This window comes from Candidatus Hadarchaeales archaeon, from assembly GCA_038736355.1.
GTDB lineage: Archaea > Hadarchaeota > Hadarchaeia > Hadarchaeales > WYZ-LMO6 > WYZ-LMO6.
This window is the reverse complement of record JAVYML010000001.1, coordinates 420,677-445,074: the sequence shown is the minus strand read 5'-3', so window position 1 is coordinate 445,074 and position 24,398 is coordinate 420,677. Positions and strand designations below refer to the sequence as shown.

At 55.4% G+C, this 24,398-nt stretch carries 25 protein-coding genes; 8 read left to right on the top strand and 17 right to left on the bottom strand.

The window, feature by feature from the left end; genetic code table 11:
- The first annotated feature begins 9 nt into the window (after nucleotides 1–9).
- The 4 genes from QXG22_02160 to QXG22_02145 are packed head-to-tail and all read left to right on the top strand — an operon-like array spanning nucleotide 10 to nucleotide 5,083.
- Nucleotides 10–2,934 carry a hypothetical protein gene (locus tag QXG22_02160; GenBank protein ID MEM0358802.1) on the top strand — a complete coding sequence of 975 codons (2,925 nt, stop codon included), beginning with the start codon at nucleotides 10–12 and terminating at the stop codon, nucleotides 2,932–2,934.
- Between the two features lie 46 nt (nucleotides 2,935–2,980).
- Complete coding sequence (locus QXG22_02155) at nucleotides 2,981–3,874, top strand: transaldolase family protein (GenBank protein MEM0358801.1); 894 nt, start codon at nucleotides 2,981–2,983, stop codon at nucleotides 3,872–3,874.
- Between the two features lie 4 nt (nucleotides 3,875–3,878).
- On the top strand, nucleotides 3,879–4,553 hold the full coding sequence (locus tag QXG22_02150) for a DUF1614 domain-containing protein (GenBank protein MEM0358800.1): 675 nt from the start codon (nucleotides 3,879–3,881) through the stop codon (nucleotides 4,551–4,553).
- A 38-nt stretch (nucleotides 4,554–4,591) separates the two neighbouring features.
- The gene (locus QXG22_02145) at nucleotides 4,592–5,083 is read left to right on the top strand and encodes a hypothetical protein (protein MEM0358799.1); all 492 of its coding nucleotides are present in this window, start codon (nucleotides 4,592–4,594) and stop codon (nucleotides 5,081–5,083) included.
- A gap of 29 nt (nucleotides 5,084–5,112) precedes the next feature.
- Here the strand turns inward: QXG22_02145 and QXG22_02140 are convergent, their stop codons facing one another.
- The 3 genes from QXG22_02140 to QXG22_02130 are packed head-to-tail and all read right to left on the bottom strand — an operon-like array spanning nucleotide 5,113 to nucleotide 8,460.
- A complete protein-coding gene (locus QXG22_02140; protein MEM0358798.1) occupies nucleotides 5,113–5,895 on the bottom strand; it encodes an ABC transporter permease in 783 nt (260 codons plus the stop codon).
- On the bottom strand, nucleotides 5,885–6,817 hold the full coding sequence (locus QXG22_02135; GenBank protein ID MEM0358797.1) for an ATP-binding cassette domain-containing protein: 933 nt from the start codon (nucleotides 6,815–6,817) through the stop codon (nucleotides 5,885–5,887). The genes QXG22_02140 and QXG22_02135 overlap by 11 nt, the downstream gene beginning before the upstream one ends.
- Nucleotides 6,814–8,460, bottom strand: coding sequence for an ATP-dependent DNA ligase (locus QXG22_02130; GenBank protein ID MEM0358796.1), 1,647 nt, complete (start codon nucleotides 8,458–8,460; stop codon nucleotides 6,814–6,816). Before QXG22_02130 ends, QXG22_02135 begins: the two co-directional genes overlap by 4 nt.
- A 123-nt stretch (nucleotides 8,461–8,583) precedes the next feature.
- On the opposite strand from QXG22_02130, the gene QXG22_02125 reads away from it, so the two are divergent.
- Nucleotides 8,584–10,863, top strand: a complete 2,280-nt coding sequence (locus QXG22_02125) for a hypothetical protein (protein MEM0358795.1) — start codon at nucleotides 8,584–8,586, stop codon at nucleotides 10,861–10,863.
- On the opposite strand, the gene QXG22_02120 is transcribed toward QXG22_02125, so the two are convergent.
- Both QXG22_02120 and QXG22_02115 read right to left on the bottom strand, forming a co-directional pair.
- Nucleotides 10,848–11,729: a hypothetical protein gene (locus QXG22_02120; GenBank protein MEM0358794.1), complete on the bottom strand. Its 882-nt coding sequence runs from the start codon at nucleotides 11,727–11,729 to the stop codon at nucleotides 10,848–10,850. The genes QXG22_02125 and QXG22_02120 overlap by 16 nt on opposite strands.
- Nucleotides 11,730–11,992: 263 nt before the next feature.
- Entirely contained in the window at nucleotides 11,993–12,640 is a 648-nt protein-coding gene (locus QXG22_02115; GenBank protein ID MEM0358793.1) for a phospholipase D-like domain-containing protein, read from the bottom strand.
- A gap of 47 nt (nucleotides 12,641–12,687) precedes the next feature.
- Between QXG22_02115 and QXG22_02110 the strand changes: the two genes are divergently transcribed.
- The gene (locus tag QXG22_02110) at nucleotides 12,688–13,701 is read left to right on the top strand and encodes a radical SAM protein (GenBank protein MEM0358792.1); all 1,014 of its coding nucleotides are present in this window, start codon (nucleotides 12,688–12,690) and stop codon (nucleotides 13,699–13,701) included.
- 16 nt (nucleotides 13,702–13,717) lie between these two features.
- Here QXG22_02110 and QXG22_02105 read toward each other — a convergent pair whose 3' ends face one another.
- Nucleotides 13,718–15,196 (bottom strand): 4-hydroxyphenylacetate 3-hydroxylase family protein, encoded by a 1,479-nt coding sequence (locus QXG22_02105; protein ID MEM0358791.1) that lies wholly within the window; start codon nucleotides 15,194–15,196, stop codon nucleotides 13,718–13,720.
- Nucleotides 15,197–15,433: 237 nt separating this feature from the next.
- Here QXG22_02105 and QXG22_02100 point away from each other — a divergent pair, with 237 nt between their 5' ends.
- Nucleotides 15,434–16,669: an acyl-CoA dehydrogenase family protein gene (locus QXG22_02100; protein MEM0358790.1), complete on the top strand. Its 1,236-nt coding sequence runs from the start codon at nucleotides 15,434–15,436 to the stop codon at nucleotides 16,667–16,669.
- 7 nt (nucleotides 16,670–16,676) lie between these two features.
- Here QXG22_02100 and QXG22_02095 read toward each other — a convergent pair whose 3' ends face one another.
- The 8 genes from QXG22_02095 to QXG22_02060 form a co-directional block, all read right to left on the bottom strand.
- A complete protein-coding gene (locus QXG22_02095) occupies nucleotides 16,677–17,429 on the bottom strand; it encodes an NAD-dependent deacylase (GenBank protein ID MEM0358789.1) in 753 nt (250 codons plus the stop codon).
- Nucleotides 17,416–18,636, bottom strand: a complete 1,221-nt coding sequence (locus QXG22_02090; protein ID MEM0358788.1) for a radical SAM protein — start codon at nucleotides 18,634–18,636, stop codon at nucleotides 17,416–17,418. The genes QXG22_02095 and QXG22_02090 overlap by 14 nt, the downstream gene beginning before the upstream one ends.
- 15 nt (nucleotides 18,637–18,651) lie before the next feature.
- The gene (locus tag QXG22_02085) at nucleotides 18,652–19,668 is read right to left on the bottom strand and encodes a zinc-dependent alcohol dehydrogenase family protein (GenBank protein ID MEM0358787.1); all 1,017 of its coding nucleotides are present in this window, start codon (nucleotides 19,666–19,668) and stop codon (nucleotides 18,652–18,654) included.
- Entirely contained in the window at nucleotides 19,665–19,955 is a 291-nt protein-coding gene (locus QXG22_02080) for a DUF5661 family protein (protein MEM0358786.1), read from the bottom strand. Before QXG22_02080 ends, QXG22_02085 begins: the two co-directional genes overlap by 4 nt.
- Nucleotides 19,956–20,052: 97 nt before the next feature.
- Nucleotides 20,053–20,289 carry a thioredoxin family protein gene (locus QXG22_02075; protein MEM0358785.1) on the bottom strand — a complete coding sequence of 79 codons (237 nt, stop codon included), beginning with the start codon at nucleotides 20,287–20,289 and terminating at the stop codon, nucleotides 20,053–20,055.
- Between the two features lie 16 nt (nucleotides 20,290–20,305).
- The gene (locus QXG22_02070; protein ID MEM0358784.1) at nucleotides 20,306–20,734 is read right to left on the bottom strand and encodes a permease; all 429 of its coding nucleotides are present in this window, start codon (nucleotides 20,732–20,734) and stop codon (nucleotides 20,306–20,308) included.
- A 71-nt stretch (nucleotides 20,735–20,805) separates the two neighbouring features.
- Complete coding sequence (locus QXG22_02065) at nucleotides 20,806–21,333, bottom strand: permease (protein ID MEM0358783.1); 528 nt, start codon at nucleotides 21,331–21,333, stop codon at nucleotides 20,806–20,808.
- Nucleotides 21,334–21,436: 103 nt separating this feature from the next.
- Nucleotides 21,437–21,640 (bottom strand): DUF5320 domain-containing protein, encoded by a 204-nt coding sequence (locus QXG22_02060; protein MEM0358782.1) that lies wholly within the window; start codon nucleotides 21,638–21,640, stop codon nucleotides 21,437–21,439.
- A 74-nt stretch (nucleotides 21,641–21,714) separates the two neighbouring features.
- Here QXG22_02060 and QXG22_02055 point away from each other — a divergent pair, with 74 nt between their 5' ends.
- Nucleotides 21,715–22,035, top strand: a complete 321-nt coding sequence (locus QXG22_02055; GenBank protein MEM0358781.1) for a DUF134 domain-containing protein — start codon at nucleotides 21,715–21,717, stop codon at nucleotides 22,033–22,035.
- Here the strand turns inward: QXG22_02055 and QXG22_02050 are convergent.
- Genes QXG22_02050 through QXG22_02040 form a run of 3 tightly spaced genes read right to left on the bottom strand, consistent with a single transcriptional unit; the run spans nucleotide 22,020 to nucleotide 24,350 of the window.
- Entirely contained in the window at nucleotides 22,020–22,451 is a 432-nt protein-coding gene (locus tag QXG22_02050) for a flavodoxin family protein (GenBank protein MEM0358780.1), read from the bottom strand. The genes QXG22_02055 and QXG22_02050 overlap by 16 nt on opposite strands.
- 32 nt (nucleotides 22,452–22,483) lie before the next feature.
- Nucleotides 22,484–23,563 carry an MFS transporter gene (locus QXG22_02045; GenBank protein MEM0358779.1) on the bottom strand — a complete coding sequence of 360 codons (1,080 nt, stop codon included), beginning with the start codon at nucleotides 23,561–23,563 and terminating at the stop codon, nucleotides 22,484–22,486.
- A gap of 37 nt (nucleotides 23,564–23,600) precedes the next feature.
- The gene (locus QXG22_02040) at nucleotides 23,601–24,350 is read right to left on the bottom strand and encodes a DUF72 domain-containing protein (protein ID MEM0358778.1); all 750 of its coding nucleotides are present in this window, start codon (nucleotides 24,348–24,350) and stop codon (nucleotides 23,601–23,603) included.
- Nucleotides 24,351–24,398 lie beyond the last annotated feature (48 nt).

Sequence of the window (24,398 nt, the reverse complement as noted above, 5' to 3'; positions counted from 1 at the left end):
AAGGTAAAGATGCGTGGTATTCAGGTAGGCATTTTCCTCGTTCTTTTGTTGGTGGGAACCCTTTCAGGATTTCTAATTTTCGGGAGATCTAAGGCCGGATCCAAGGCCTCCTTGCTTTTGGGAGGTGGAATTTGCATCTTCGATAACGGGGATGCCACGTTGCAGCTTTCCACAACGGCGGAAGGTTCCCTCCTGACTTTCTACCGCGAGTTTCAGGAAGAAGTGGGTGAAAAATTCGAGGAAATGCTTGTGGCGGGAATGCTGGAAGAATACGAAATGCTCACGGGGACGAAAGCTGCTCCCCTTCTCTCCAGGGTGGAAGGTGGAAAGGAAAATGGGTTGAGGATCTCAGTGGAGGGCTCGGTCGTGAGGGCTTCCAAGTTCAATCCTTCCGAGAATCTCTGGGAAGTGAAAGTGGGTCCCAAGAGGGGAGATAAAGGGGTGGGTTTCATCCTGGGGCAAATGATGTTCATGCAGCTCATGCTCAAGTCCATGCCTGAAAAGGGCCAAAGGGTGGAACGTGTCACCGTTCTACCCATAAAGTTGCCGGAACGGGCCATCTTGGTCAACGCTGGGGAGCTTTCCGGTAAGAAGTGGAGGGTGGATTTCGGGGGAGGGAATTACAGGGAAGCCCATCTCGACCTACAGGGCTCTGAGCTAAAGCTGACGGAGAAGGTGGTGGTAACGGAGAACCCGCCGGAAATCACTCCCGAACTCCTCCTTTCCCTGCAGGAGTACAGGAGCTTCACCGCCAAATACGTGCTGGCAGGAACGGAGGGAATTCCCCAAGTTGAGGAGGGTGAGGAAGAGGAAAGCGACTTCTATTGGAAAGAGGGTGCAAGGCTTTCTTTTCACTTCGCCCTACCCTTCTGCTTTTTCTCGGAGGAGGTTTCGGCAAAAGCCGATGTTGCAGGATCCGTGGGTTTGGGCTTGAATTGGGTGGTGGAATGGGACTTCGAGGAAGGAAAGCTACAGTTGTTCAGAGCTTACGCGGAAGTGGATCCTTCCCTCTCCCTCTCTTTGGATTGGAACATTCAAGGGAGGCTCTCCTATGATTGGAACAAAAAGGTGTACGAGTGGAATTATCTGATTTTCTGTGTGCTCTTCAACGTTCCAGTGGAAGTGAGTCTGAACGTGACCGTGAGCGGAGGCCTAGAGGTGGGAACGAGAGGAGATTTTTCCTTAAAGGCAAGCATGACTTCCTCCACCACCTTCAAGCTGGGAGTACAATGGACGAGGCAAAAAGGATGGGGTCCAGTGGCGGAAATCATACCCTCCTTCTCCCGTTCTGGTCCCTGCATGGAGGGACTGGCCTATGCCCAACCCTATCTGGACTTTGAAATGGGAGCATACTTCTATTCCATGGCAGGCCCCTACCTTTCCTTCAAACCCTTGCTGGAGCTGGATACCTGTAGCCTGGAGAACTGGTCGCTGAAAGCAGGGTTCGATGTGGACGGAGGGGTTTGTCTGGGGATTCTAACCGATTGGTTGGGTATCGGGGATTGGTCTACCACCCTTTACAGTTGGAGGACACCTTTAGTCACAGTTTCGGGTGAAGGGATACCCCCCTCCGGTCCGAATACCCCGCCGCGACTCTCCCAAAGAACAGGACCTCCCCCGCGCGTGGGATTGGATACCACCGTTGTCTACGAGGTGGTTTATTGGGATGAGGAAGGTGATCCCCCGAAGTACGTTAGGTGCTTCATCGATAACCGTCCCTTGGAGATGAGATGGGTGGAGGGGAACTACAAAACGGGTGCCCTTTATCGATACGAGTGGACCACCACTCATTCAGATTTGGGTCCCCATACCTATTACTTTGAGACCAGTGACTGGAGGGAAACGGCTAGATGGCCCGTTACGGGAGTGATTTCCTCCCCCACCGTCTTGGCGGAATTTTCCCTTCCACCCCGTTGGGTTTACAGGATTTTTGGCGTGATCGAGGAGGTGAGGGTGGCGGAGGAAGGCTCCCACTTCGTGGTCGTGGCCGATGAGGGGAGCAGGGCCCACCCCCTGTATTTCTTCTCCGTGGATGAGAATAGGCCCCTGTGGGTCAAGGATTTGATCGGATCGGCAGCGATCAGCAAGGAAGGCTCCTATGTTTTAGCCTCCGGTTTGCCCCATTTCAATCCCTATCTCTTCTTGCTGGATTCTTCTGGACGTGAATTGTGGAGGTGTGAGGTGGGTTATTATCCCTGTCCTGTGGCTCTCAGCAGCAACGGCACAACGGCGGCGGCCGTGGGAATGTCAGAGGGTGAGGCCACGCTTTACCTTTTCTCCCGTGACGGTACTCTCCTCTGGAAGCGGAAGCTGGGTCCCATGGGTAGTTCTAGGCCCCTGCTGAGACTCTCTCGGAACGGTAAGTACGTGGCGGTCTTTCTCCAGAACGAAGACCATCGGACCATCTTCTTCTTTTCCACGGACTCTCCCTCACCCCTCTGGACTTACGAGTTGGAGGGACTTGACACAGTTTTCTCCCTAGATCTGAGTTGGGATGGTACCTACTTGGCGGCAGGAGGTCGCAACTGGGTCCATCTCTTCTCTAGGTTGGAGAACGTTCCCTTCTGGAGTTACCGGACGGAGGGTTCAGTTCAAGATTTGAGCCTTGCAGGGGGATTCTTCTTGGCGGTGGGCGACATGTACGAGATAGTGACGGAGAGGAGGTTCGAGGGGAAGATTTACCTTCTACTCACCGAAAAGGGAACGCCAGAATGGATTCGTACCGTCGGTCCTGTAGCCTGTGTTTCCAGGGTTGCCGGATACCTCGTCGTGGGGGATATGGAAGGAAAAATCTACTCCTTTGACGAGAAGGGAAATCTTCTCTGGAAATATACCGTTTCTTCTCTCACCTCTCCCGATTCCATGGGAGTCTTTTCCGATGGAAGGGTAGTGGTAGGAGACTCGACTGGCGGAGTCTACTTCTTCGAGCCTTGAGCCTTCCGAGTAACAGGTTTTAAAGAGGGCGGGAGAAGGAAAAAGGATGCAGCTCTTCCTGGACACCGCCAAACTCTCCGAGATCAGGGAGGCGATGGATTGGGGGGTGGTGGATGGTATAACCACCAATCCCTCCCTCCTGAGGGCGGCGATGGAGGAGGAAAAATCGGAGTCCTTGGAGGCCCATGTGAGGGAGATCTGCAGGCTGGCTGGAAGGGGCAAACCAGTGAGTCTAGAGGTGATGGGGTTGAAGGCCGAAGAAATGGTGGAAGAGGCCAAGATCCTTTACCGGAAATTCAACCCGGTGGCAAGGAACGTGGTGATCAAGATTCCCGTGTGTACTTCTACAGGGGAGGGAAGAGTGGAAGAGGGATTGAGGGCCCTCAAGGAACTCTCGAGACTCAAGATACCCACCAACGCCACGCTCGTGATGACCCCAGAACAGGCTCTGCTGGCCGCCAAGGCAGGGGCCAAATACGTGAGTCCCTTCGCCGGAAGGATAGATGATCTCGTCAGGAGCAGGTTGGGCATACCCTTTGGGAAGTACGATTACTTCGATTTCAGCCTCCTGAGGGAGATAAGCAGGATCAGGCTGGAAGAAAGAGTGGGGGGAAGGCAGGAGGGTTTGGGCATGTTATACCAGGATGGGGAGCTGAGAGCCCTCATGGACCCGGGACAAAACGATGGAATCCTCAGCGGGGTGGAACTCGTAAGGATCACCGTGAAAATCCTGAGGTACTATAAGTTCAAGACGAAGATCATAGCTTCCAGCCTCAGGCATCCAAGACAGGTCCGTGAGGTGGCTGAGGCGGGAGCAGATGTGGCCACGGTACCCTTTTCCGTTTTGAGGGCCATGCTCAGGCACCCCAAGACGGAGGAGGGAATAAGACTCTTCTCCCAAGACGCGGAGAAGGCAGGTTATAGAGAGCTCTTTAGGTGAAGGAGTGAGAAGGCTTTTCTATCTCCCTCTCGCCCTCCCCCTCTTTCTCTTCCTAGTTTTCCTCGCCTTCCTCTTCCCCTTTCTGCTGGGGGAGGCCTTTCGCAAGCTGGGTTTGCCCCCCTTCGTGGCCCTCCAACTCCTCCTCCTTTCCCTCTTGGGGAGTGCGATCAACCTTCCGGTCAGGACCCTGAAATGGGAGGAGGAGGTGTTGAAAATAGAGGTGAGGGGAATTTACGGCTTTCTCTACCCCGTGCTGGTCACGGGAAGGGAGGAGAGGAAGACGGTGATCGCGGTGAACGTGGGAGGTGCCCTCCTTCCCCTTCTCCTCTCTTTCTTCCTCCTCCTAAGGTTCGGTTCCGAGCTCGGATGGAGAATTCCCCTGAGCGTGGGACTTGTGGCCCTTTTCTGCTGGAAGCTGGCCCGTCCCGTGAAGGGGGTGGGGATCGTGATGCCGGCTTTCCTTCCCCCCCTTTTCTCCGCCCTCGTGGCCCTTCTATTCGGTGGGGAAAACGCAGCCCCCTTAGCCTATCTCTCGGGAACCCTTGGTACGCTGGTAGGAGCGGACCTCATGAATTTGAACAAGGTGGAGAGGCTGGGAGCTCCGGTAGTCAGCATAGGTGGAGCGGGTACTTTCGACGGAATCTTCCTCACGGGGATTTTCTCGGTTCTGCTGGTTTAGTTTTTTAACCCAAAGCGGTAACATCTTTGGTGGACCAAATGGAGTACGTGGAAGTGGTGGTGGACCACGACCTTGAGGGTGTGACGCCTGAGATGATAGACTGGTGGTGGTACAACATAGATCCGGAGAGATACAAACTCTGGCATCCCAAAGACCATAAGAGTTTCAGATGGGAGGCCCATCCAAGGTTTGGTCACGAGCAGGCCATTCATGTGGCAGAGGAGGATATCGGGGAGGCGACGATGACGCTGCGCATTCGTTGGGAGGATCCAAAGAAGGTACCTATACCGATCACCATGCCGCACGCCATTGCAGCCAGCATCATAGGTGAAGATGGTGAGCCCATGGCATGGTTGGTGCATCAGTACGAAAGGACCCCTAAGGGAACGAGGATGCGGTCGACTTTTAGGCTGCCTCCTATCGTTCCGGAGGAATTCGCGAAGAACCTGTACAAGCACTGCAGGGAGGAGATGGGGAATCTACCGAGGTTCCTTCCGGAGCTGTACAGAAAAGAAACCGAAAAAACCTAATTCGTCCTTTTGGGTTCAAAGGGATCGGTTCATTTCCATCGGGTAAGGATTTCCTCCCTTCTGAAAGTTCTTTTTCCCAGCAGGAAAAGTCCAGATGCGGCGGAGGCCAGCAAGACCCCGAATCCGGCGAGGGCGAGCTTTCCCAGGGGTAGGATTCCCCCCATGCAGAGGAAGTAAAAGGCAAGAACGGGGAGGATGGCTACTCCCCCCAATTGCATGGATGCCCTCACGTCGCTTACCCTGGAGGAAATGAGTACCGACCAAGAAATGGAGAGGAGGGAAACCAGCGGGCAGTACACCAAAAGTACCACTGTGGAGAGGGGATTGGGGAGGAGGAGATGACCGAAGAGGGGGAAGGTGAGGAGGTCCACCACCAGCACGAATAGGAGGAAGGAGCCCCAGGTCACGAAAAGGGAAGGGAGGAAAGCCCCTAGAACCTTGCCCAGTAATAGCTCCAGATCGGTCAAGGGAGTTGCCAGCAGGGGTTCGAGCTGGCGGTTGACCTTTTCCCCCACGAAGGTATAGGAGGCTATCACCGAGGGTATGAAGGAGGGAAGAAACATGAACATCAGAATGGTGGTGTCCACCAATCCAGCCACCAATGCTTGCTTTGGTTCCATCCCTGGAGGGGCGAAGGGTGGTAGTTCATTTTCTGAAGGGGTTTCTCCCCCCAACACGGGATAGAGGGTGGTGAGGGGAACGAGGAGGGCAAAAATGAGTGGGATTCCAATGAATCCGTAGAGTACGTATTTGTGCTTTCTGGCGCTTTCCATGTCCTTACGTGCGACCTCCCAGACCCTTTCAAACCTCATCGCTTCTCACCAGTTTGAGGTAAACTTCCTCCAGCCCTCCAGAGATCGGTTTGACGTACTTTACCCTTCCACCCATCTTCACCAAAACCTCCACGATTTCTGGATTGGTTTTTTCCGGATTCTCCACTTCCACCAGCCACCTGTTTCCCTCTTTCCTCAGGCTCCTCACCCCTTCTATCTTCCTGAGGGCCTCCACCATCCTCCTGCTCATCCCTTCCACCTGGATTTCCACTTCTTTTTTCCCGAAGGTTCTTTCCAGTTCCCTAGGAGGACCAAAGGCCAGCATCCTATGGTTGAGGATGGCCACTCCATCGCAGAGTTCCTCCGCCTCGTGGAGGTTGTGGGTGCAGAGGAGGATGGTCCTTTTCTCTTTCCTGAGCTCCAGGATGAGGTCCCTCACCATCCTTGCCGCCTCCGGATCTAGGGCAGAAGTGGGCTCGTCTAGGAAAAGGACCTCGGGTTCGTGAATCATTGCCCTCGCGAGGGCGATCTTTTGCTGCATTCCCTTGGAAAAAGTAGCCACGGGATCTTCTCTTCTCTTCCAGAGACCGAAAATCCGCAGGAGCTCTTCGGCCCTTTTCCTAGCCTTTTCCTTCGGCATTCCATGCAACCTGGCATGGAACTCAAGGTTCCTCAGGGCGCTCAGTTCTCCGTAAAGACCCGGTACTTCGGGGAGGAGACCTATCCTTTCCCTTATCTCGAGGGAATCCTTTCCCACTTCATAGCCTACCACGAAGGCCTTTCCGGAAGTGGGTTTGAGAAGACAACAGAGCATCCTCACCGTGGTGGTCTTTCCAGCCCCGTTGGGCCCGAGTAGACCCACCACTTCCCCCTTTCTTACCTTTAGCGTGAGGTCCTCCACCGCCGGTAAACCGTTGAAGATTTTCGTTAGTCCAAAGGTTTCGATGGAATAATCCTTCATTCCCTTCCCTGCCTCTCGAAGAGTTCCCTCATCCTCTGGATGGTGTCCGCTTCCTGGGCCCTTTTGTCTTCCCTTATCCTCACGATCCTAGCCAGCCTGAGTGCCATGCCGCAGGGGTACCTTGGGCTTTTCTGTATTTCGTTGTAAGCCACCTCCACCACCACCTCCGGTCTGACCCAAATCCTCCTTCCCTCGGTGGAGGTTTCCAGGGCCTTCAGCCTCTCAGTCATTTCCGCAAGCTCCTCATCCGTCAACCCCTTGAAGGTCTTTCCCACTATCTCGAACTTCCCCTTTTCCCGATCCCAAGCGGCCAGGTAATAATCGGAAAGGTATTTGGCCCTCCTCCCATGTCCCCATTCCGCCCCCACGATCACCAAGTCCAAGGTCTCGGGAACGGGCTTGAACTTGAGCCAAAGTTTTCCCCTGGCCCCGGGCAGGTAGGGACTGTTCGGAAGCTTGGCCACTATCCCCTCGTGTCCTTCCTTTCTGGCCCTTTTCAGGAATTCCTCTGCCTCCTCCAGGCTCGAGGTGAGGATCCTTTCAGTTACTTTTCCCCCACAAACCTCTTCCAACCTCTCCCTCCTTTCCGAATAGGGAAGGTGGAGGAAGGTTTGACCGTTGAGATAGAGGAGATCGAAGAGCTGTAGCCTCACCGGTACCTCCTTCTTCTTCTCCTCCACTCCCCACTTCCTCCTGAACCTCCTGAGGAGGTACTGGAAGGGGAGGGGCTTCCCCTTCTCATCCACCGCTATGACCTCTCCATCCAGGATGACCCTGTCGACTTCAAGTCCTTTCACCTCCTCCACCACTTCCGGGAGGCTCCCCGTCACCTCCTTGGACCCCCTGCTGAAGATTTTCACCTCCTTTCCCGACTTGTGGATTTGTACCCTTGCTCCATCCAGCTTCACTTCCAGCGAGGAAGTGCCATGTTCCTTCAAGATCTCCTCTATTCCATCTGCAGGCTGGGCCAGCATGGGTTCGAGGGGTTGAAAGGGAACGACTTCTAGGGAGATGAGCCTTTCCCTTCCTCCCTCCACCAGCATTCCCGCCAGCCTTCCTGCATCGGAGGAGAGGGCGAAGGCCTTCCTTATTTCTTCCTCCCCCATTCCAAAGGTCATCGCGAGGGAGGAGAGGAGCATCTCCTCCTTGAATCCCGTCCTCATCTCTCCCGTTATCGTTTTGACCAGTAGCTTGGCCTCCTCCGGAGTGCAGCGATTCAATACACCTTCCAACAGTCTTTCCTTTTTCTCCCTCTCGTTCTCCAGCGCTACCCTTTCCAGGACCTTCCAAACTTCGAGGAGTTCGAGAGGTTTGCTGTCTAGGGTGGGGGAGAAATATTTCCTGCGTTGGAAGAGGAGCTTGGCTGCTTCCCCCAAGTCACCGGTGGAGTGGAAGGCCTGAAAGAGGTCAGAGGAAGTTAATCCGGTGACTCTGAGGAGAATCCCCTTCAGGGTAGCCCAATCCACACCGAGCGTGAGGGGACTGGAGGGGGGAAGGGGCCTTCCGAGGAGGAGATGGCAGAAGGGTTCCACCTCCTCCTTCGAGAGGGAGGAAAGGTAAGAGGAAACCATTTTCATCTTTTCCTTTCTCTTGCTGGTCTGTTCCAATCTTTCACAGAGTTCCGCCAATCTTCTGAATTCCATCAACTCATATGGAAAAGGAAAGATTAATGTTTGGGAAAACTGAAGGAAAAAAATCTCCGGGTAAGCGATAGCATTAAAAGTTTGTAGAAATCATCTTTTCGGGCGCAAGGGGGTCGTGGGGGGATGATACGGAGGTTGACTCTCGCGACGCTTTCCCTTTTCTTCGTGCTCCTTTCTTCTCCCCCTGCCCTTTCCCTTCATCGTGAATACGTTTCTTACTACTCCGACCTCACCACCTCGCTGGAAGGAACGGTGGAGGATGAGTTCGGAGGTCTTTCCCTTCCCCTGTCCTTGGAAGTTCATTCTTCTCCCAGGTTTTACTCCACCAGTTCCGGCCAGGGTGGTAATTTTTCCTTTAAGCTCGAGGGGTTGGAGCCAGGAGTTCATGAGTTCTGGCTGAGGCTCCCTGTTCCCGGCTATAAGCCTTCCCCTTCCCTCTTGAAGCGTCTGGAAAAGGAAAACTTGGAGATTTATCGGGAAAGGGGTGAACTTGTGGTGCACGGTTTTCTTACCACGGGTAAGGTCAAGGATATTGGAGTGTTAAACCTTCTTTTCGATCCCTTTGACATTTCCCTTTCCGAACCTTCTAAGTTTTCACCGGTCGCCTCCTTCAAAAGGGTAGAAATTCCCTTCCAAACCGCTAGACTCATCGTCACGGATTATCGAGAGGAGAAAATCGCCTCGGGCTGGAGGTGGAAGGAGTGGGCCCAGACGGGAACCAGGACCGAAAGCCGGAGCCTGGAACCGGAAGCGGGAAATTGGGTGCCCACCGGGAGAACCTACGAGAAGGCCAAGATCCTGGATTCCCTTCCCCCCCTTCCTGACGGATACAGATGGGTGAAGATAGACAGCGGGATCCTTTACGACACCTACCGGGAGGAAAGGAACGAGGTGGAGGTTCTAAAGGCCGAGGGCTGGACCGTTACTCCCCAGTACCGGATCGTTACCGAGTATCAAGCGGACGTCTACCACTGGGAGAAGGTGGGTACGAGAACCGAATACGGTCCATGGTACAGGACATCCACCGTCGTTCTCGGTACCAACCTCACCAGTCCTCCCCTTTCAACCAGCGAAAGGTGGGAATACTACTCCTCGACTTCGGCCCTGAGGTGGTGGATGACCTCCTATCAAACTGTCGTAGGCACCACCTACTACAGGTATCAGTACACCAGGTACAGGTGGGACTGGTACTATGCCGGATGGGAGCCAATTGAAAGCGGAACGGTCCTCTTCACCGAATACAGAGGTTCTTCCTTCACCCAGGGAGGGGACTTTCTGAAGGGGGAGGACAAGGTAGTGTATCAATACCTTGGAACCTATACCGAGACCACCGTTCGCACCTATTACAATTACGGATACGACACCTACTCAAGGGACATCATCACGGTGGATGTTTACGACTGGGTTTTCAAGGGGAGGCAGACCTTCTCCTCCCCACCGGTGAGCGGGAACGGGTGGGACTACCGGAACGTCACCTCCTCCACCAGGCAGGAGCTCACCGGCTACCTGGCCACTAGGGCGGAGCCGGTCTACGGGTGGGTGGAGAGGAGGAGCGAGCGCCCGCCGGCTGACGGGACCGTTTATTGGGAACCCATCACCTTCTCCGGCGACAACGGCCGGATAGGAAGGGTTTCCAACGGGAAGGTGGAGTACCCTGCCACCTTTGAGGTGGGGCCACCCCAGCCCGGGTACGTGACGGAGCTCCAGGAAGTTTACACGGTCGTGAAGATCCCCATCGTGGAGACGGAGAACTACACCGCCTACAAAGTCTACGAGGTCCCCGCCTCCTGGTCACCGGTCTCCGCCACCGTGACCGTGAGTCCGAAGAACGGGTACGCGGGACCGGTCTACCTGGAGGCCTCGGGGGGGAGCCTGAAGGACTCCGAGCTCCGGTTCTCCAGTCCCGCCTCCACCATCCTGACCGTTTCCCCGGGTTCTCCGGGCACCTACACGGCAACCGTGAAGGCCTACGCCGTGGACCTGAGCGGGAGGAGGAGGGAGGTGGCTTCTTCCTCCCTCCAGGTGACGGCCGAGGGGTCTTCCAGGTTCGTGGGGGTGGAAAACCTGTTGCCGGACGACAACTACGAGATCACCATGTGGGTGGAGGGAAGGGGTGTTGGAGGCACCGTTGTTCCTCCGGATGACCAGTTCAAGCGGCTCCTGGGCGTCTACGACGGGGGAACGGCCGGTGGTCCGCCCACCCAGGCGGAAGCCATAAACTGGGACCTCCCGTATGTGCTCAAAGACCTGCGGACCGGGAAGGTCGAGTACCTGTTGCCGGGTGATCCCCGCATCTCCAACCCGCCCGAGGGTACAATAGTCTACCTGAACTACTGGGATCCTGCGCTGAGGGAAATGGCTGAGAGAGAGGCGATAGAAAATCCACCCTATTTGTATAAGTAAAGGTAGAAGCCAGTTTCCCCAGTGTGGTCCTCCACTTCCCTCCTGTATTCTTCTCCTTCCACTTTTTGGAAGTACATCCCGTTCTCGCCTTTGACAAGCTTTGAAAGGCTGGCCCAAATGATCACGTGGACAGGAAACTCAAACCTCCTGAACTCTCCTAGAGTGGCAAAACCAAGCATTCCTCCTCCGCTCCTGTTGTCGTTGGGGAGGCGCAAGGTTACCTTCTTTTTGCGGGTTACTGTCCATCCGTAAGCCCAAATAACCTCGCCGGGGTAGAGCCTGTCGAAATAGAAACCGCCCTCCATCATTCTAAGACCATTCGTAGTACCACCTGGCCCTGTTCCCCCCTTGATCTCCACCAGCAGGCTCTCCCTCGGAGGATAGAGGTTCACGGGCTCGTAAGAGTTGTCGTAGTTGCAGGTGTGCTGGAGGTGCCAGACCCCGTTCTCGTCCACCTTGTAGAGCTTCCACCCTATGAAGTACTCACCCACCGGACCCCCGTTCTCCGCCCTGGGAACGGGGAAGAACACGGCCACGTTCTCGAGCGGTTTGTTCTCCGGTGAGCCCACGTAGGCGAAGGTCGCATCCACCCTCCAGGTCACCGGCTCCCCTGCCTCCTCCCTCCAGGCCCGGTAGGCCACCGCCCCCACCAGCCCCACGGCCAGCAGGAGGCTGATCCCGGCAGCCCATCCCCCGGCCAGCTTCCCTCCCGCCGAGGCCCCGGCCACCCAGGCCACCGCCAGCATCCCCATCAGGGGAGGGGTGAGCCCGGGCCAGCCGAAGAGCCGGACCAGGAGGAGGAGGGAGAGGGAGAAGACTGCCCCGGAGGCCAGGATCCCGGCGACCGTCTTCAGGAACTTCCGCATCATCTCTTCTTTTTCCCTGTTTTATTATTCCTTCTAAGCGACTGGACCTTCGACAAACTCATCCATTGGTCTTCTGGGCCAGGATGTCGAGCTTGTGTTCAGAGGAACTTTGTCCACTTCGAGGAAATTCCAGGAGAGGGAGTGGAGGAGTGGTGGAGAACTGTGTCTCGGCCTCCGGGGTTAAGGGGGACTATGAGTCACCGGTCGATAACCTCCGAGTCTTGCTTGGTAGGGATAGTGGATTCTCTTTACTTGACTAAAAATCAACCCTGAGGAAAGAATATTGCCCTAATTTTCTTCGCCTCTTCCTCCGAGATTTTCAGCTTTGCTACAGCTTCTAGGTTAGAGCGGATTCCAGCTATTGTCAGATTTGGGGAGCCTACGAGGAGGACGTTTTCATCGGCCAAGTAAATTTTGGCATGGAGGCCGGAAGAGGGTGGGAGGACAACAGCACGCGTGACATTCGCAATCATCCTGCCTTTTCCCCTGCCCAAGAGCATCGCGAAAAGTCCTGTAAACAGGAGGAGTAAGCTCGGGTAAAGAAACTTCTGTAGAAAGACCAGACCGAGCAGGGTAAGGAGACTACCACAGATTAACAAGGGAAGTCTTAATTTCCTTTCCGTGCGGAAAAGGCGGCGTAGAGCCTCTTTATTGGTTGAAGGATCGTTTAGGGTAACCACTTCAACCCTGATTCCTTCCCTCTCCCTTCTGACCAACAAGTCTGCCAAAGAAGGTGAAATCCAGGGCGAGACCACGAAGAGACTCTTGTTGGCTTGTTGAATTATCTTTAGAACTTCTTCACCAGCTCCTTTTCCCACCCTAATGGGGGAAGGCTCCACTTCCTCACTTCTATCTAGAGTAAAAAAAAAGCAACTCGGAGCTCCGCATGAATTTGAGAAGATCAGATCCAATCCAGTCCTTTAGGAAGGCTCTTCTTTTGGGTCTTCGAGAAAAAAGGATGCAGGTCCTGAGAATACCTCCACCTTTCTCCTGCGGACTTTTCCTCACGTACAGGTGCGTGGGTGAATGCAGGCATTGCATGTACGCCTGTTCCCCGCACAGGAAAGAGGATTGGATCGATCCAACTGGAGCCGAGAAGGTCCTCGCCAAACTTGCAGCCGCTTTCCGGGAGCAATATCCACCTGGTTTCAGCAGGGTGGGGGTGAACCTTGGTCTACACTTCACGGGTGGGGAACCCTTTCTCAATTTCTCCCTTCTCCGTAAGTTGGTGAAGATAGCGAGTGAGCTGGAGATTCCGGCCACCTTTGTTGAAACCAACGCCTTCTGGTGTGTGGAGGAAGAGGAAACTAAGGAGAGGCTCCTCGCCCTCAAGGAGGAAGGACTGGACGGTTTGCTGGTAAGCACCAATCCCTTCGTTTTGGAGCACGTTCCCTTCGAGCGTGCCGAGTTGGCGGTGAGGGTGGGAGGGGAGATCTTCGGGAGGAATTTGCTGGTTTACCAGGAAGGTTTTTTCCGCTGGGCTTTCAGGAGGGGCTTTCGTGGAATCCTCAGACTGGAGAAGCTGTTGGAGTTGGAGGGGGAAGAAATCCTAGCAGAACTGGAGCTTTTACCGATGGGTAGGTTTCCCTTCAGATTGGGACACCTCTGTGCTCACTATCCAGCCGAACACTTTCTCCACCGTTCCTGTTTGGGAGAGCTTACCAGACCCTGGCATGTGCATGTGGACAATTACTTCAACTATCTTCCCGGCTATTGTGGTGGAATTTCGCTGGGTGATGCTAGACATCTGGAGTTTCCAGCAGAGCTAAAGTTGGAGGATTTTCCCGTTCTCCGGGCCTTGGCCACCAGTCTGGGAAAACTGTTGGAACTTGGAAAGGAACATGGTTATAGGGAGAGGAAGGAGGGATATGTTTCGGCGTGTCACCTCTGCCTCGATATCCGGAGACACCTCGTAAAACAGACGAAAGAATTCAGGGAACTTCGTCCCCTCGAATTCTATTACTTCCTCTAGTCCCCACCGCACCGGATTATTTGGACCCCCTGATTTTTTCCAAGTGTTCGTCCCTTTCCAAACCCACGATTTTCTTGGCGAACTCCTTTTTTTCCTCGATTCCGGCCCTCCTCCTTATCACGATCTTCTGGGCTTGGGGTGAACCGGCCCCATGCATGCATTCCGGAAGCTGTCCTCCAAGGGAAAGATTCTCTATCAGCCTGAAGAGCTTGAGGATGTGTTCTGTGGGTACCCCCTTTTTCCTGGCCAAGTACTTCTCCACCAGCCTCCCTATCTCTGGATTCTTCAGATCCTTCTCCGAAGGTGCGGTGGTCACCAGTCCCCCTGCCAGATCCTGTGCCAGTCTGGACCACTCGTAGGGTAACCTAGTGATGTTGAGCTTCACCACGTTGGCCAGCAGGGGATCGGCCAGATAGGCTCCGGATGGGGTCCTGTGCCCTAGGTAAGAACAAGCCAGCGAGCAACACCAGCAGGTCTCGGAAAGATGGACCATTTCCGTGAGCTTGTCCTCCACATGGGAGGAGCCCGCTATTCCGCTGTACTCCGCCAGCAAGGCGGAAGCACCTATGAGGACATCGGCGACGCCCACCTTACATCCACCGTAATTTTGACGATGGAAGGTAGCGAAGACTTCTACCAACCTTCCGGCGAACTCGTACTCCCCGCACATGAACACCCTCTCCCAGGGTACGAAAACGTTGTCGAAGATCATCAGGGTTTCTCCCCCCACGATTCCGTAGTTCGGGTTTCCGCAATCTATTTCTCCATCCAATCTTCGAGTATCGTTGGTTTGCCTTCCGAAGATTTGGATGAGACCTGGTGTATCGATGGGAACGGAAAAGGCCACAGCGTAGTCTTTATCCTCTGGACCCAGGGCGCGAGTGGGTAAGACCACTACTTCGTGGGAATTGGCGGCCCCGGTCTGATGGGCTTTGGCCCCCCTCACCACTATTCCATCCTCCCTCCTCTCTACCACCCTGACGTAGAGATCCGGATCAGGTTGCTGATGGGGTCTCAAGCTCCTATCGCCCTTTACATCGGTGACGGAGCCCGTGCACATCAGATCCTCCCTCTGCACCTTTTTCAGGTATTCCACGAAGCGGCGGTGATAATCCGTTCCAAGTTTCTGGTCGATCTCGTAAGTGACGATGTAGAGGGAGTTCAAGGCATCAAGCCCCACACACCTCTGGAAGCAGCTTCCCGTCTTCCTTCCCAGAAGCCTCATCATCATGACTTTCTTCACCAAATCCTCTGTGCTCTGGTGAATGTGGGTGAAGCGATTGATCCTTTCACCCGTGAGGTGGGAAACGGCAGTCATGATCTCCTCATACCTTGGGTCGTGCGCCAGTTCATAGGTCATGGCAGCCGCCTGCACATGCGGCCTGAGCATGGGCTCGTCCGCCACGCTTTCGATTTTCCTCCCCATGAAGTAGAGGGTGGGTTTCAGCCTCCTGAGGCTCTGGATGTATTCCCTTCCGTTCATCAGCCTTCCCATGTTCCTCTCTTTACCTTTGGAAATGGTGTATAAAATGCTGAGGAATTGGACGTTCCGTATTCCCGAAGATCACAGCCTTAATCCTCGTTTGGATGATGGCGATAAACGATTTGTTAGAAGGGGAGCTCAGAAATACCTTGCGAGCTCATGGATCGCCTAACCCTCTTCTCTTCATCGCTCCCCTCCCTTTCTATGGAATAGGGATAAATATCCTCCAACGGTTTTGAACTTGGGAGAATGATTGAAGCCCTCCTCTCACCGGAGCAGAGAAAGCTCAGGGAAGAAGTGCGTGAGTTCGTGAAATGGGTTCCCAGACAACTTCTCCTGGACATGGATGCCGAAAGGGTGCGTTATCCCAGGGTCTTCCTGGAGGAGGCTGCCCGTCGCAGGCTACTGGGTCTTCGTTTCCCCAAGGAATACGGAGGAAGGGGACTGGGATGGGAGGAAGAAGTCATAGCGCTGGAGGAAGTGGGGGTGCTGGGAGCCTCCCTGGCCTGTCTCTATTCCCTTGTGAGCATCGTGGGTGAGGCCCTGAACAAGTTCGGTACCCCGGAGCAGAAGGAAAAATGGTTGCGTCCCGTGCTGGAGGGAAAGTTGACGGTGGCCGAGGCCCTCACGGAACCCAGGGGAGGTTCGGATTTTTTTGGGACCACTACCGTCGCCAGAAAGGAGAGAGATACCTATATTCTTCACGGACAGAAGCGCTTCATCGTAGGAGCCGAAGGGGCGGATCTCTTCCTCGTTTACGCCCGTACGGATCCTTCCGCACCCTCCCACAAGGCCCTTACCTGTTTCGTGGTGGAAAGGGGGCCCGGCGTAGAGGTTCAGTACATCTATGGACTGATGGGTACGAGGGGAGGGGGTGCCGGAAGGGTATACTTCAGGGATGTGAAGGTACCGGCGGAGAACATAATAGGGAAGGAAAACGGTGGGGCGGAAGTGTTCTGGCACATGATGATCCCGGAAAGGATGACCACGGCCGCAGGTTCCATCGGCATGGCGAGGGCAGCCCTCGAGGTGGCTGCTAGGTACGCCGACAAGCGAAAGGCCTTCGGACAGAAGATAAGGAGTTTTCAGGCGGTGAGCTTCAAGATAGCGGATAGCCTCACCCTCTTGGATGCGGCTAGGGGCTTGGTCCATCTCACCGCTAGGGCCATAGATGCGGGGGAAGAACCTGGACGTGTGAGGAGGTTGGTTTCTGAGTCCAAGAAGTTTTCCACAGAGGCCGCTTGGCAGGTGGTGAACCATGCCATGCAGATCCTCGGGGGGATAGGTTACACCACGGTCTTTCCCGTGGAACGCCTGTTGAGGGACATGAGGCTGGCCATGATTTGGACGGGAACTAACGAGATCATGGATCTCATCATCCAACACGAATTCTACAGGGAATTCTTGCAGGCCCCCCAAGCTTCTAGGGATGTGGAGGCCGATGCTGCAGAGGCAGATAGAACCGAGGAAAAGGTCTACGAGTGATCTTGCCTCAGGCTTCCTTCGAAAGGAATTCCCTCCAGAGCTTGGGCAAGATTTCCCCAGCCTTCCCCCTCAGAGAAAGGGTGACGTACGGGGTTAGGGGAGTTTCCGTGGGATTGATTTCTATCACCTTTGCCCCGCTTTCCAGGGCTAGGAAGGGGAGTCCAGCGGCCGGGTGAACAACGGCCGAGGTACCCACCACGAAGAAGAGGTCGGCCTTGGAGCTGGCTTTTATTCCTTCCGTGAGGGCCAGCCGATCGACGGGTTCCCCGAACTGGACCACATGGGGTCGCATGGGGGTTCCACAGGAGTGTTTGGGAGGAAGCTCGGGAAGGGGGGTTTCCGGGAGATCCACGATTTCCTCGCACTTCGGACACCTTCCCTTCCACATGCTCCCATGTAACTCGAAAACCCTCCTGCTTCCCGCCCTCTGATGGAGACCGTCCACGTTCTGGGTGATCAGGGTGAAATCCTCGAAGTACCTTTCCATCTCCGCTATCACCAAATGGGCAGGATTGGGTTTACATCTGGAAACGAGCTGCCTCCTCCACTCGTAAAACTCCCAAGTGCCCCGGTTGTTCCAAGGGGGTCTGGCCCTGGCCGCGAGTTTTCTCGCTTCCGGAAGTTCCCAAAGGGATCCGGGTCCCCTGAAGATGGGTACCCCGCTTTCGGCCGAAACCCCGGCCCCCGTTAGCACCACCGCCACGAGTTTCCGGCTGGGTTTCAAGCCCAGCCTTTCCATCCAACCTTCAAGGACCGACATGACCGCGCTCCGTCTGACAGATGACACATCTCAATCCGGCTTCTTCTAAAACCCTCTTGACTTCCAGCATTTGCTGATAAGTGGGTTTTCTGAGTCCCCTGGCCCTGAACTCGGCCCTGTAATCGAGGGCACAGACCTGAACCTCCGGGTCCCACTTGGCTATTTTCTCCCCCATCCTCTCCACCTCTTCGAGGGAGATGAAGGAAGGGTTGTAGGGAATCCCTATCCCCACGAAGACTTCTGGATAGTATTCTTTGATGAAGTATTCGGCCGCACTCCACTCGGTCTTTTGGAGTTCACGGGCAAGCCTTTCTTCCACCCCCGTTATCCTGCAGAAGGTCTCCAGCTCCAATCCCTTGAGATCCACCCCTATGTCGGTCATGCCGGCCTCAACCAGTTCGTCTATGTAGTCCCTCGTCAGTACCGTCGCATTGGTATCCACGTGCAATCTGGCCTCGGGATCCTGGTTCATCCCCTTCAGATTCCTGAGATACTCGAGTAACCATTTCCTGTTAAGGGTGGGTTCCCCACCGCTTATGGCCATCCTGTTCACCCCAAACCTTTCCCTCGTTTTCTTCATGAGGGCAGCCGCTCTTTCCGGGGTGAGCGGGCTCTCGATCGAGGAATAGGTGAGGTGCCAGTTCTGGCAGCTGGGGCAGCGCAGGATACATCCGTGGGCGAAGCAAGCAGCCTCCACATACCTGAGTCCCGACTTGAGCCAGTAAGGTGTCCCCACCCCTCCAACGGGATGCCCCTGAAAACCCGAAACCAGGCGGAGGGGTTTGAAGCCTGAAGTATCCGTCAGGATGGACATACCCTCACGAACGGGGGTAATACAGCTGGGTTTGAGTTCCCCATCGATCACCACCGAGCAGGCCCAGCAACCTCCCGTCCTGCAGGGGGCGAAAATCCCTTCCTCCCAAGGGAGGGAGGAGACCTTGAATCCGAGGAACTCCAAAGCCCTCAAAACCGTCACACGCTCCGGAACATGGAAACTCTCACCGTTTACCGAGATCCTCACACCTTCCCTTTCCTCTTCCCTTTCTTCCAATACCTTGGAGGAGTGGGGACAAGCCAATACACAGGCACCACAACCGGTGCACTTGCTCTCTCCAGGGCAGGCGATTTGAAGGGTGCAGAAGCCACAATCCAGGCAGGAGTCGAGTCGGTTCGAAATCTTGAACTTCCCGGAAAATTTCCTCCCCATATTTTTGGGAGGAGCTTAAGCCCTTATCCTCAGTACCCCGCTCCCCCTGTATTCCCCCCTCTTCAAGGCGAGCAGGGCCCGATTGGCTTCCTCCAGCCTGAATTCCTTCACCTCTGGCCTCAAGGGGATTTCCGCGGCAACCTTCAGGAACTCCTTCACATCCTCCCTGGTGATGTTGGCGACGCTCTTCATCTCCTTTTCCTCCCAGAGGTGTGAGGTATAGTCGAGTTCGGGGATGGGTGTTTCCTTCCTTATCAGGTTCATCACCAACCTTCCTCCCTTTTCCAGGTTCCTCAGGGCCTCCTTCACCGTTTCTCCGGTCGGAGTGGTGTCGATGGCGCAGTGGAGTTTCTTGGGGGGTGTATCCCCCGTTTCCCCCACCCAATCGGCCCCTTGCCTTCTAGCCAGCTCACTCGGCCCGTCCCCTCTCCTCCTGGTGAAAACGTAGACCTCAGAAGAAGGAAAGAGGTATCTGATGAGTTGGTGGACGAGATGGGCGGAGGAACCGTATCCGTATAGTCCTATGATATCCCCATCCTTCATTCCCGTCAGTCTCAGGGCCCGGTACCCAATGGCCCCTCCGCAGAGGAGGGGGGCAGCCTCCGTGTCCCGAAAGGTGGGTGGAAGGGGATAGGCGAAACCTTGCGGTACCACCATGTACTCCGCGTACCCCCCATCGACATCACACCCCGTCCCCATGAACTCGGGACAGAGGTTCTCCATCCCCCGGGTGCAGAACCTGCACTTCCCGCAGGCCCAGTAGATCCAGGCTACCCCCACCCTCTCCCCCTTCTCGTAACCCGAGGCACCCCGACCCAGTTCCTCCACCCTCCCCACCACCTGGTGCCCGGGGATGACGGGAAGCTTTGGTTTGAGCCTTCCTTCCACCTCGTCGAGCTCGGTCCTGCAAATTCCACACACCGAGATCCTGATCAGGATCTCCCCCTCATCGGGTGAAGGCGTGGGAAGCTCCTCCAGCGAGAGGGGGGACTCCTCCGCTGGGGCCGTCCTCCTGAGGACCGCCGCCCTCATTTCTTTTTCCCTCGACCCTTCCTCCTCTTCCAGTACTCCTCTGCTTCCTTTTCCATCTTCTTCAGCCTGAAGTAGTAGTCGGGGAACTCGCGCAGGTGGGCCAGGGCGATTTTTCCGGTGAGGAGAAGGTCGTCGTTCGTGACATTGGTTTCGGGATCCCTCTTTCCATGCTCTAGCTCCACCTCCATTCCGTACCTGAACTGCTCCACGTCGAAGTCCTTCCAGTCCAGTCCCAGTTGCTCCCCGATCTTCCTCGCCTCCTCCAGACTGATCTTTTTTCTCACCATCTCCTGCCTGAGGGCTTAGAGTATAAATAAAATCCCGAGATTTAAGCCGGCCAGACCCTCAGACTCTGGTACTCCTCCCCCTCACCCCAAGTTGTTTCTACTTGGAGGCCAGCCACTTCTTGATTTCCTCCACCTCAGGAACCCTTCCAGCCACCTTCAGCTTCCCGTCGATCACCACCGCGGGGCTGCTCGTGATCCCCCTCTTCACCATCTCCGCTTGGTCGTACACGTGCGTTACCTCCGCTTTGAGACCCAGTTCCTTCACCGCTCGCCTGCAGTTCTCCTCGGTCTTCTTGCACTTGGGGCATCCCACTCCGAAGACTTCTATTTTCATTCCTCTCACCTCCCTTCTATCCTTCTGTTAATATGAAGTATGCGAAGCCCGCTATCATGGCCCAGAGGACTGCGAGCAGGGCATAGGTCGCCACCGTCCTCCACCCCACGATCCTCGAGACCCCCATCATGGAGGGCACGGAGGACATGGGGGCACCGAGCAGGAAGGCCAGGGCGGCGCTGGAAGACATCCCTGAGTTCAGAAGGGCCTTTACGAAGAACACCTCCACCAGCGTGGGGGTGTAGAGGGGAACCCCTATCGTCGCCCCTAGAAAGATGCCTAGGCCTCCCCTCAGGTAGTTCCCCACAGCCTCCCTTGGAAGGTAGGCGTCGATGAAGCTCACCACCGCCACTCCCAGGAGCAGGTAGGGCAGGATCATTCTCAGAAGGGCGTACGCCTCGTATAGGGAGCTGATGGACTTTTCTCGGAAGTCCCTTTCCCCCATTTCCTCCGCTTTCGCTATGGAAATCCCGGCGAACTTCTCCTCTACTTTCTTGGCCCAGTTCGTCCTGGCCGTCAGCAGGCCGATGAAAAGACGGCTCCCAGGAAGGCGAAGGCGAAGCGTGCTCCCGCCATTACAGGGGAGATGAGCTCGGAGGTGAACAGGATGGCGAGGAAGTTTCCGGCGGGGGCCATCAGGAGAAAGGTCAGGGCCGGCCCTATGCCCGCTCCCGCGGCTAGGATGCCCCCGAAGATGGGAATCATGGCGCAGGAGCACACGGCCAGAACGGGGGCGAAGAGGGCGGCCAGCACGTAGGACCTGAGGCTCTTGCTTGAGAGGTAGCCCTTCATTTTCTCCCTGGGGACGAAGGCCTCTATCATGCCCCCCAGCATGAAGGCGAAGAGGAAGGCCCCCCAGGCTCTGGTGAGGTAGCTGGCGAGGTACACGAAGGGAATGAGAACGGGGTGGTAGGACTTTAGGTCCCCGTACCTGTAGACGGGTGCGAGGGGATGTCCCGTTACCCTGTGGTAAACTATGGTGAAGAGACCGAAGAGGAGGAGGAACCAGGCGAGTACGGTCAGGAGAGTCTTGCGGTTCGGCATCCTTTTCCCCTGGTTCGACCCCCAGGCCCTACCTCCCCCCGAATTCGGGGGAAATCCTAGCCTCCGGACCTTCCTTGTCCAGCGTCGCCACCGCCACCAGCATTCACTTCCCGCCCTTCAGTTCCTCTATTTTCCTGCTTATCTCCCTGAGTTCTTTCCCCAGTTCCTCCTTCATCTCCTCGAGGACCCTCAGCTCCTCCTCCTTGCTAGGGTAGGCGGGCGGGTACCATCCAGGCTGCCAGCACCTTGCCCAGGCCGGGGGCCAGGGATGTCTGGGGCACCACCATCCCCTTTTCTCCCACCACATTCTCTCCCCTCTTTCGTGATATTTCACATAAGTTCTCGGAGGGGTTTTTAAGTTTTGTGATAAATCCCAATATGATGGGACCCAGGTGGTGCAGGAGGTGTGGGAAAGGGGTGGGAAGACCCCCCAAGCCCGTGGTTGTAGGATGCCTACCTCCCCTTCGCAGGCTTCATCCCTTCCCACGCTGCGGTGGGGATCCTATCTCGCTGGAGGTGGCGGAGGTGGAAGCCCTCAGGCTGACGGAGCTGGAGAAGCTCCCCCTAGAGGAGGTGGGAAAGAGAATGGGGGTCTCCAGAAACACGGCCTGGAGGCTGGTGGAGGGCGCCAGGGAAAAGCTGGCGAGGGCGCTGGTGGAGGGAAGGGGAATAGTGATCTTGTCGGATCAGGATGTTCCTTGACCGGAGACCACTTTCCTACCGAACTCCTCCGCCTTCCTTTCGTCTTCCGCGTCGGGTTTTCCCTTCCTAAGGAACTTGAACCTCCCCTTGCACCAGAACTCCCCCACTACCTTCCCTCCCCTCTTCTCTATTTCCCTGGCCATCTTCCCCAGGGTCCTCTTGTTGCCCAGACCAGCATAGGTACAGAAAAGGGCCACCTTCTTTCCACTCCAGTCCGTCTTCCTCAGAAACTCCAGGATGGGCTTGGAAGGTCCAAAGGAGTGGACGGGGGTGCCTATGAAGAAGAGGTCGGCCCCCTTCATGACTTCCTCTGCTTTTTCCACGGGTTCGCATCTAGCCTTGGCACCCCTCGCTATGGCCTCCGCTATCTTCTTGGTGTTGCCCGTTTTGGAATAGTAAATGACAACTGCGGGCATCAGTAAAGAAAGATAGAGAAAAGCTTAAAGGCTTAGCCCTTTTCCCCAAGGGCCAGTAAAGTGGCTGTTAAGTTCAGACCGAAGGCAGTCAACATCACTGCTCTGAGTCCGAAGACCTCTGAAACTGCACCCCCCAAAAAGGGTCCTATCACCCCAGCCACGCTGATGGTGGATCCCAAGAGGCTCGTGGAGGTGGCTTTTTCCACGTTCCTCCTCAGGAGGTAGAGCAGCGAACCTACATAGAGGGTGCTCCAGGCGATGGCTAACACTGGCTGAACGGGAAGGATGTGGAGGTAGGAAGTGGCGAGGGAATAGGCTAAAAAGGTGACGGTGGAAAGAATGAGTCCCGTCCTCACCAGCATCCTGTCGTCTGGGGGTTCCCTCATCCTGCTGAAGGCCGCCATGATGAAGAACTGAAGGCCGCAATTCAGCGCATAGAGGAGGCCTACCCAGCCCCTGCTTGCCCCCAGTTCCACCAGGTAGATGGGAAAGACCGTCCAAACGCACTGGGCCCCCGTATGCCTCAACAGGTAATGGAGGTAGATCTTTGAGTTGCGCCTGACCACCGCTAGGAAAGAGAAATTTTTCCTCTCCGCTCTTACTTCGGGTAAAGAGAGGGAAAAGAAGAAGCCCAGGAGGAAGGAAAGGGAGGAAAGGAAGAAGGCCGCTCCATAACTCGGAAGAAAACCTGCGCCCAAATATCCCACTGCCCAGCCCAGAGAGGTGAAACCTGCAAAGAGCCAAACCCTGGCTTCGTATCTCGGAAGCCCCGAAAGGTAGGCTAGGAGGGGGAAAGTACCTATCCCCAAACAAAAGCCGGCCAGGGTCCTTATGAGGAGCATGGAGCCAAAGCCCCTTATCAGTACTTGGGAAAGAAAGGTTGGGAAGCAGAGGAGCAGACCCATCTTAACGAAGATGGTCCTTCTTCCTATCGCGTCCGAAAACCTCCCGAAAATAAAATAAGAAAGGGCGGAGGCTAGACCGTACCCCATCACCACCAGACCCAGTTGGAAAAAGGAGAGTCCCAACTCTTTGCTCAGGAGGGGAATGAGGATGGAGGAGAAGGCCACTCCCGTGTTGGAAAGCAGGGTGAGGAGGTAGGCGGTTTTCATGTTCAGAGGGAAAGGATGAGGGAGGTTATAATCCCTTTTAAGCACCTTCCATAAGCTTGAGGAACCGAAGGGCGTCCTCCAGCATATAAACGTTGTTGAACATGAAATAGACTTCCTTCACTTCCCTTTCCATTTTCCTTGCCCTTTCGGCGAGCTCCCCCAATTCCCCATCGGAAAACTTGTACTTGTATATGGAAGGCTTGCCTAGGCCATGGAGCCTGAAGTAGGCCATGCCCCTGGAGAAATGGAGGGGTTCCTGACGGAAGGGATCCACGCAATGGATGAGGTCCAGCTCCCTGCAGAGTTTTCGTATTTCTTCCGGATACTTCTCCCAATCCCCCCTCGGTTCCCAGGCTATGGAAAACTTCCTCTTCACCTTCTTGAAAAATTTTTTCATGTTCTCTACATTTTCCTTCGTGTATTTGAAGTTGGGTGGACACTGGACCACACATACCCTCGCACCGAGCAGTTCCCCTATCTCCACCGTTCTTTCCCAGGCCTCGAAGTTATCTTCGGTGGGACGCAGCCATCCATATTCTTTGCCCTTCAGTTCTTCCTGGCTTAGACCAGAACGACGCCAAGTTGGACTGGTGGTGGGATGGGTGATGCCCTGAAAGGCCTTGAAGGTGAAGACGAACCCTTCGGGGGCCTCCTCCCTCCACTTGGAAGCGGTCTCGGGTTTGGGAAGCTTATAAAAGGTGGATTGAATTTCCACGGTTTTGAATTTCTCGTAATACTTGGGGCGAGAGCAAGGGTACCCACAGCACCCCACCAGTATCTCTACCATTCTTTTCTTTTTCTCCCCCCCGGAAAGTATTTTTTTCGGTGCATTGAA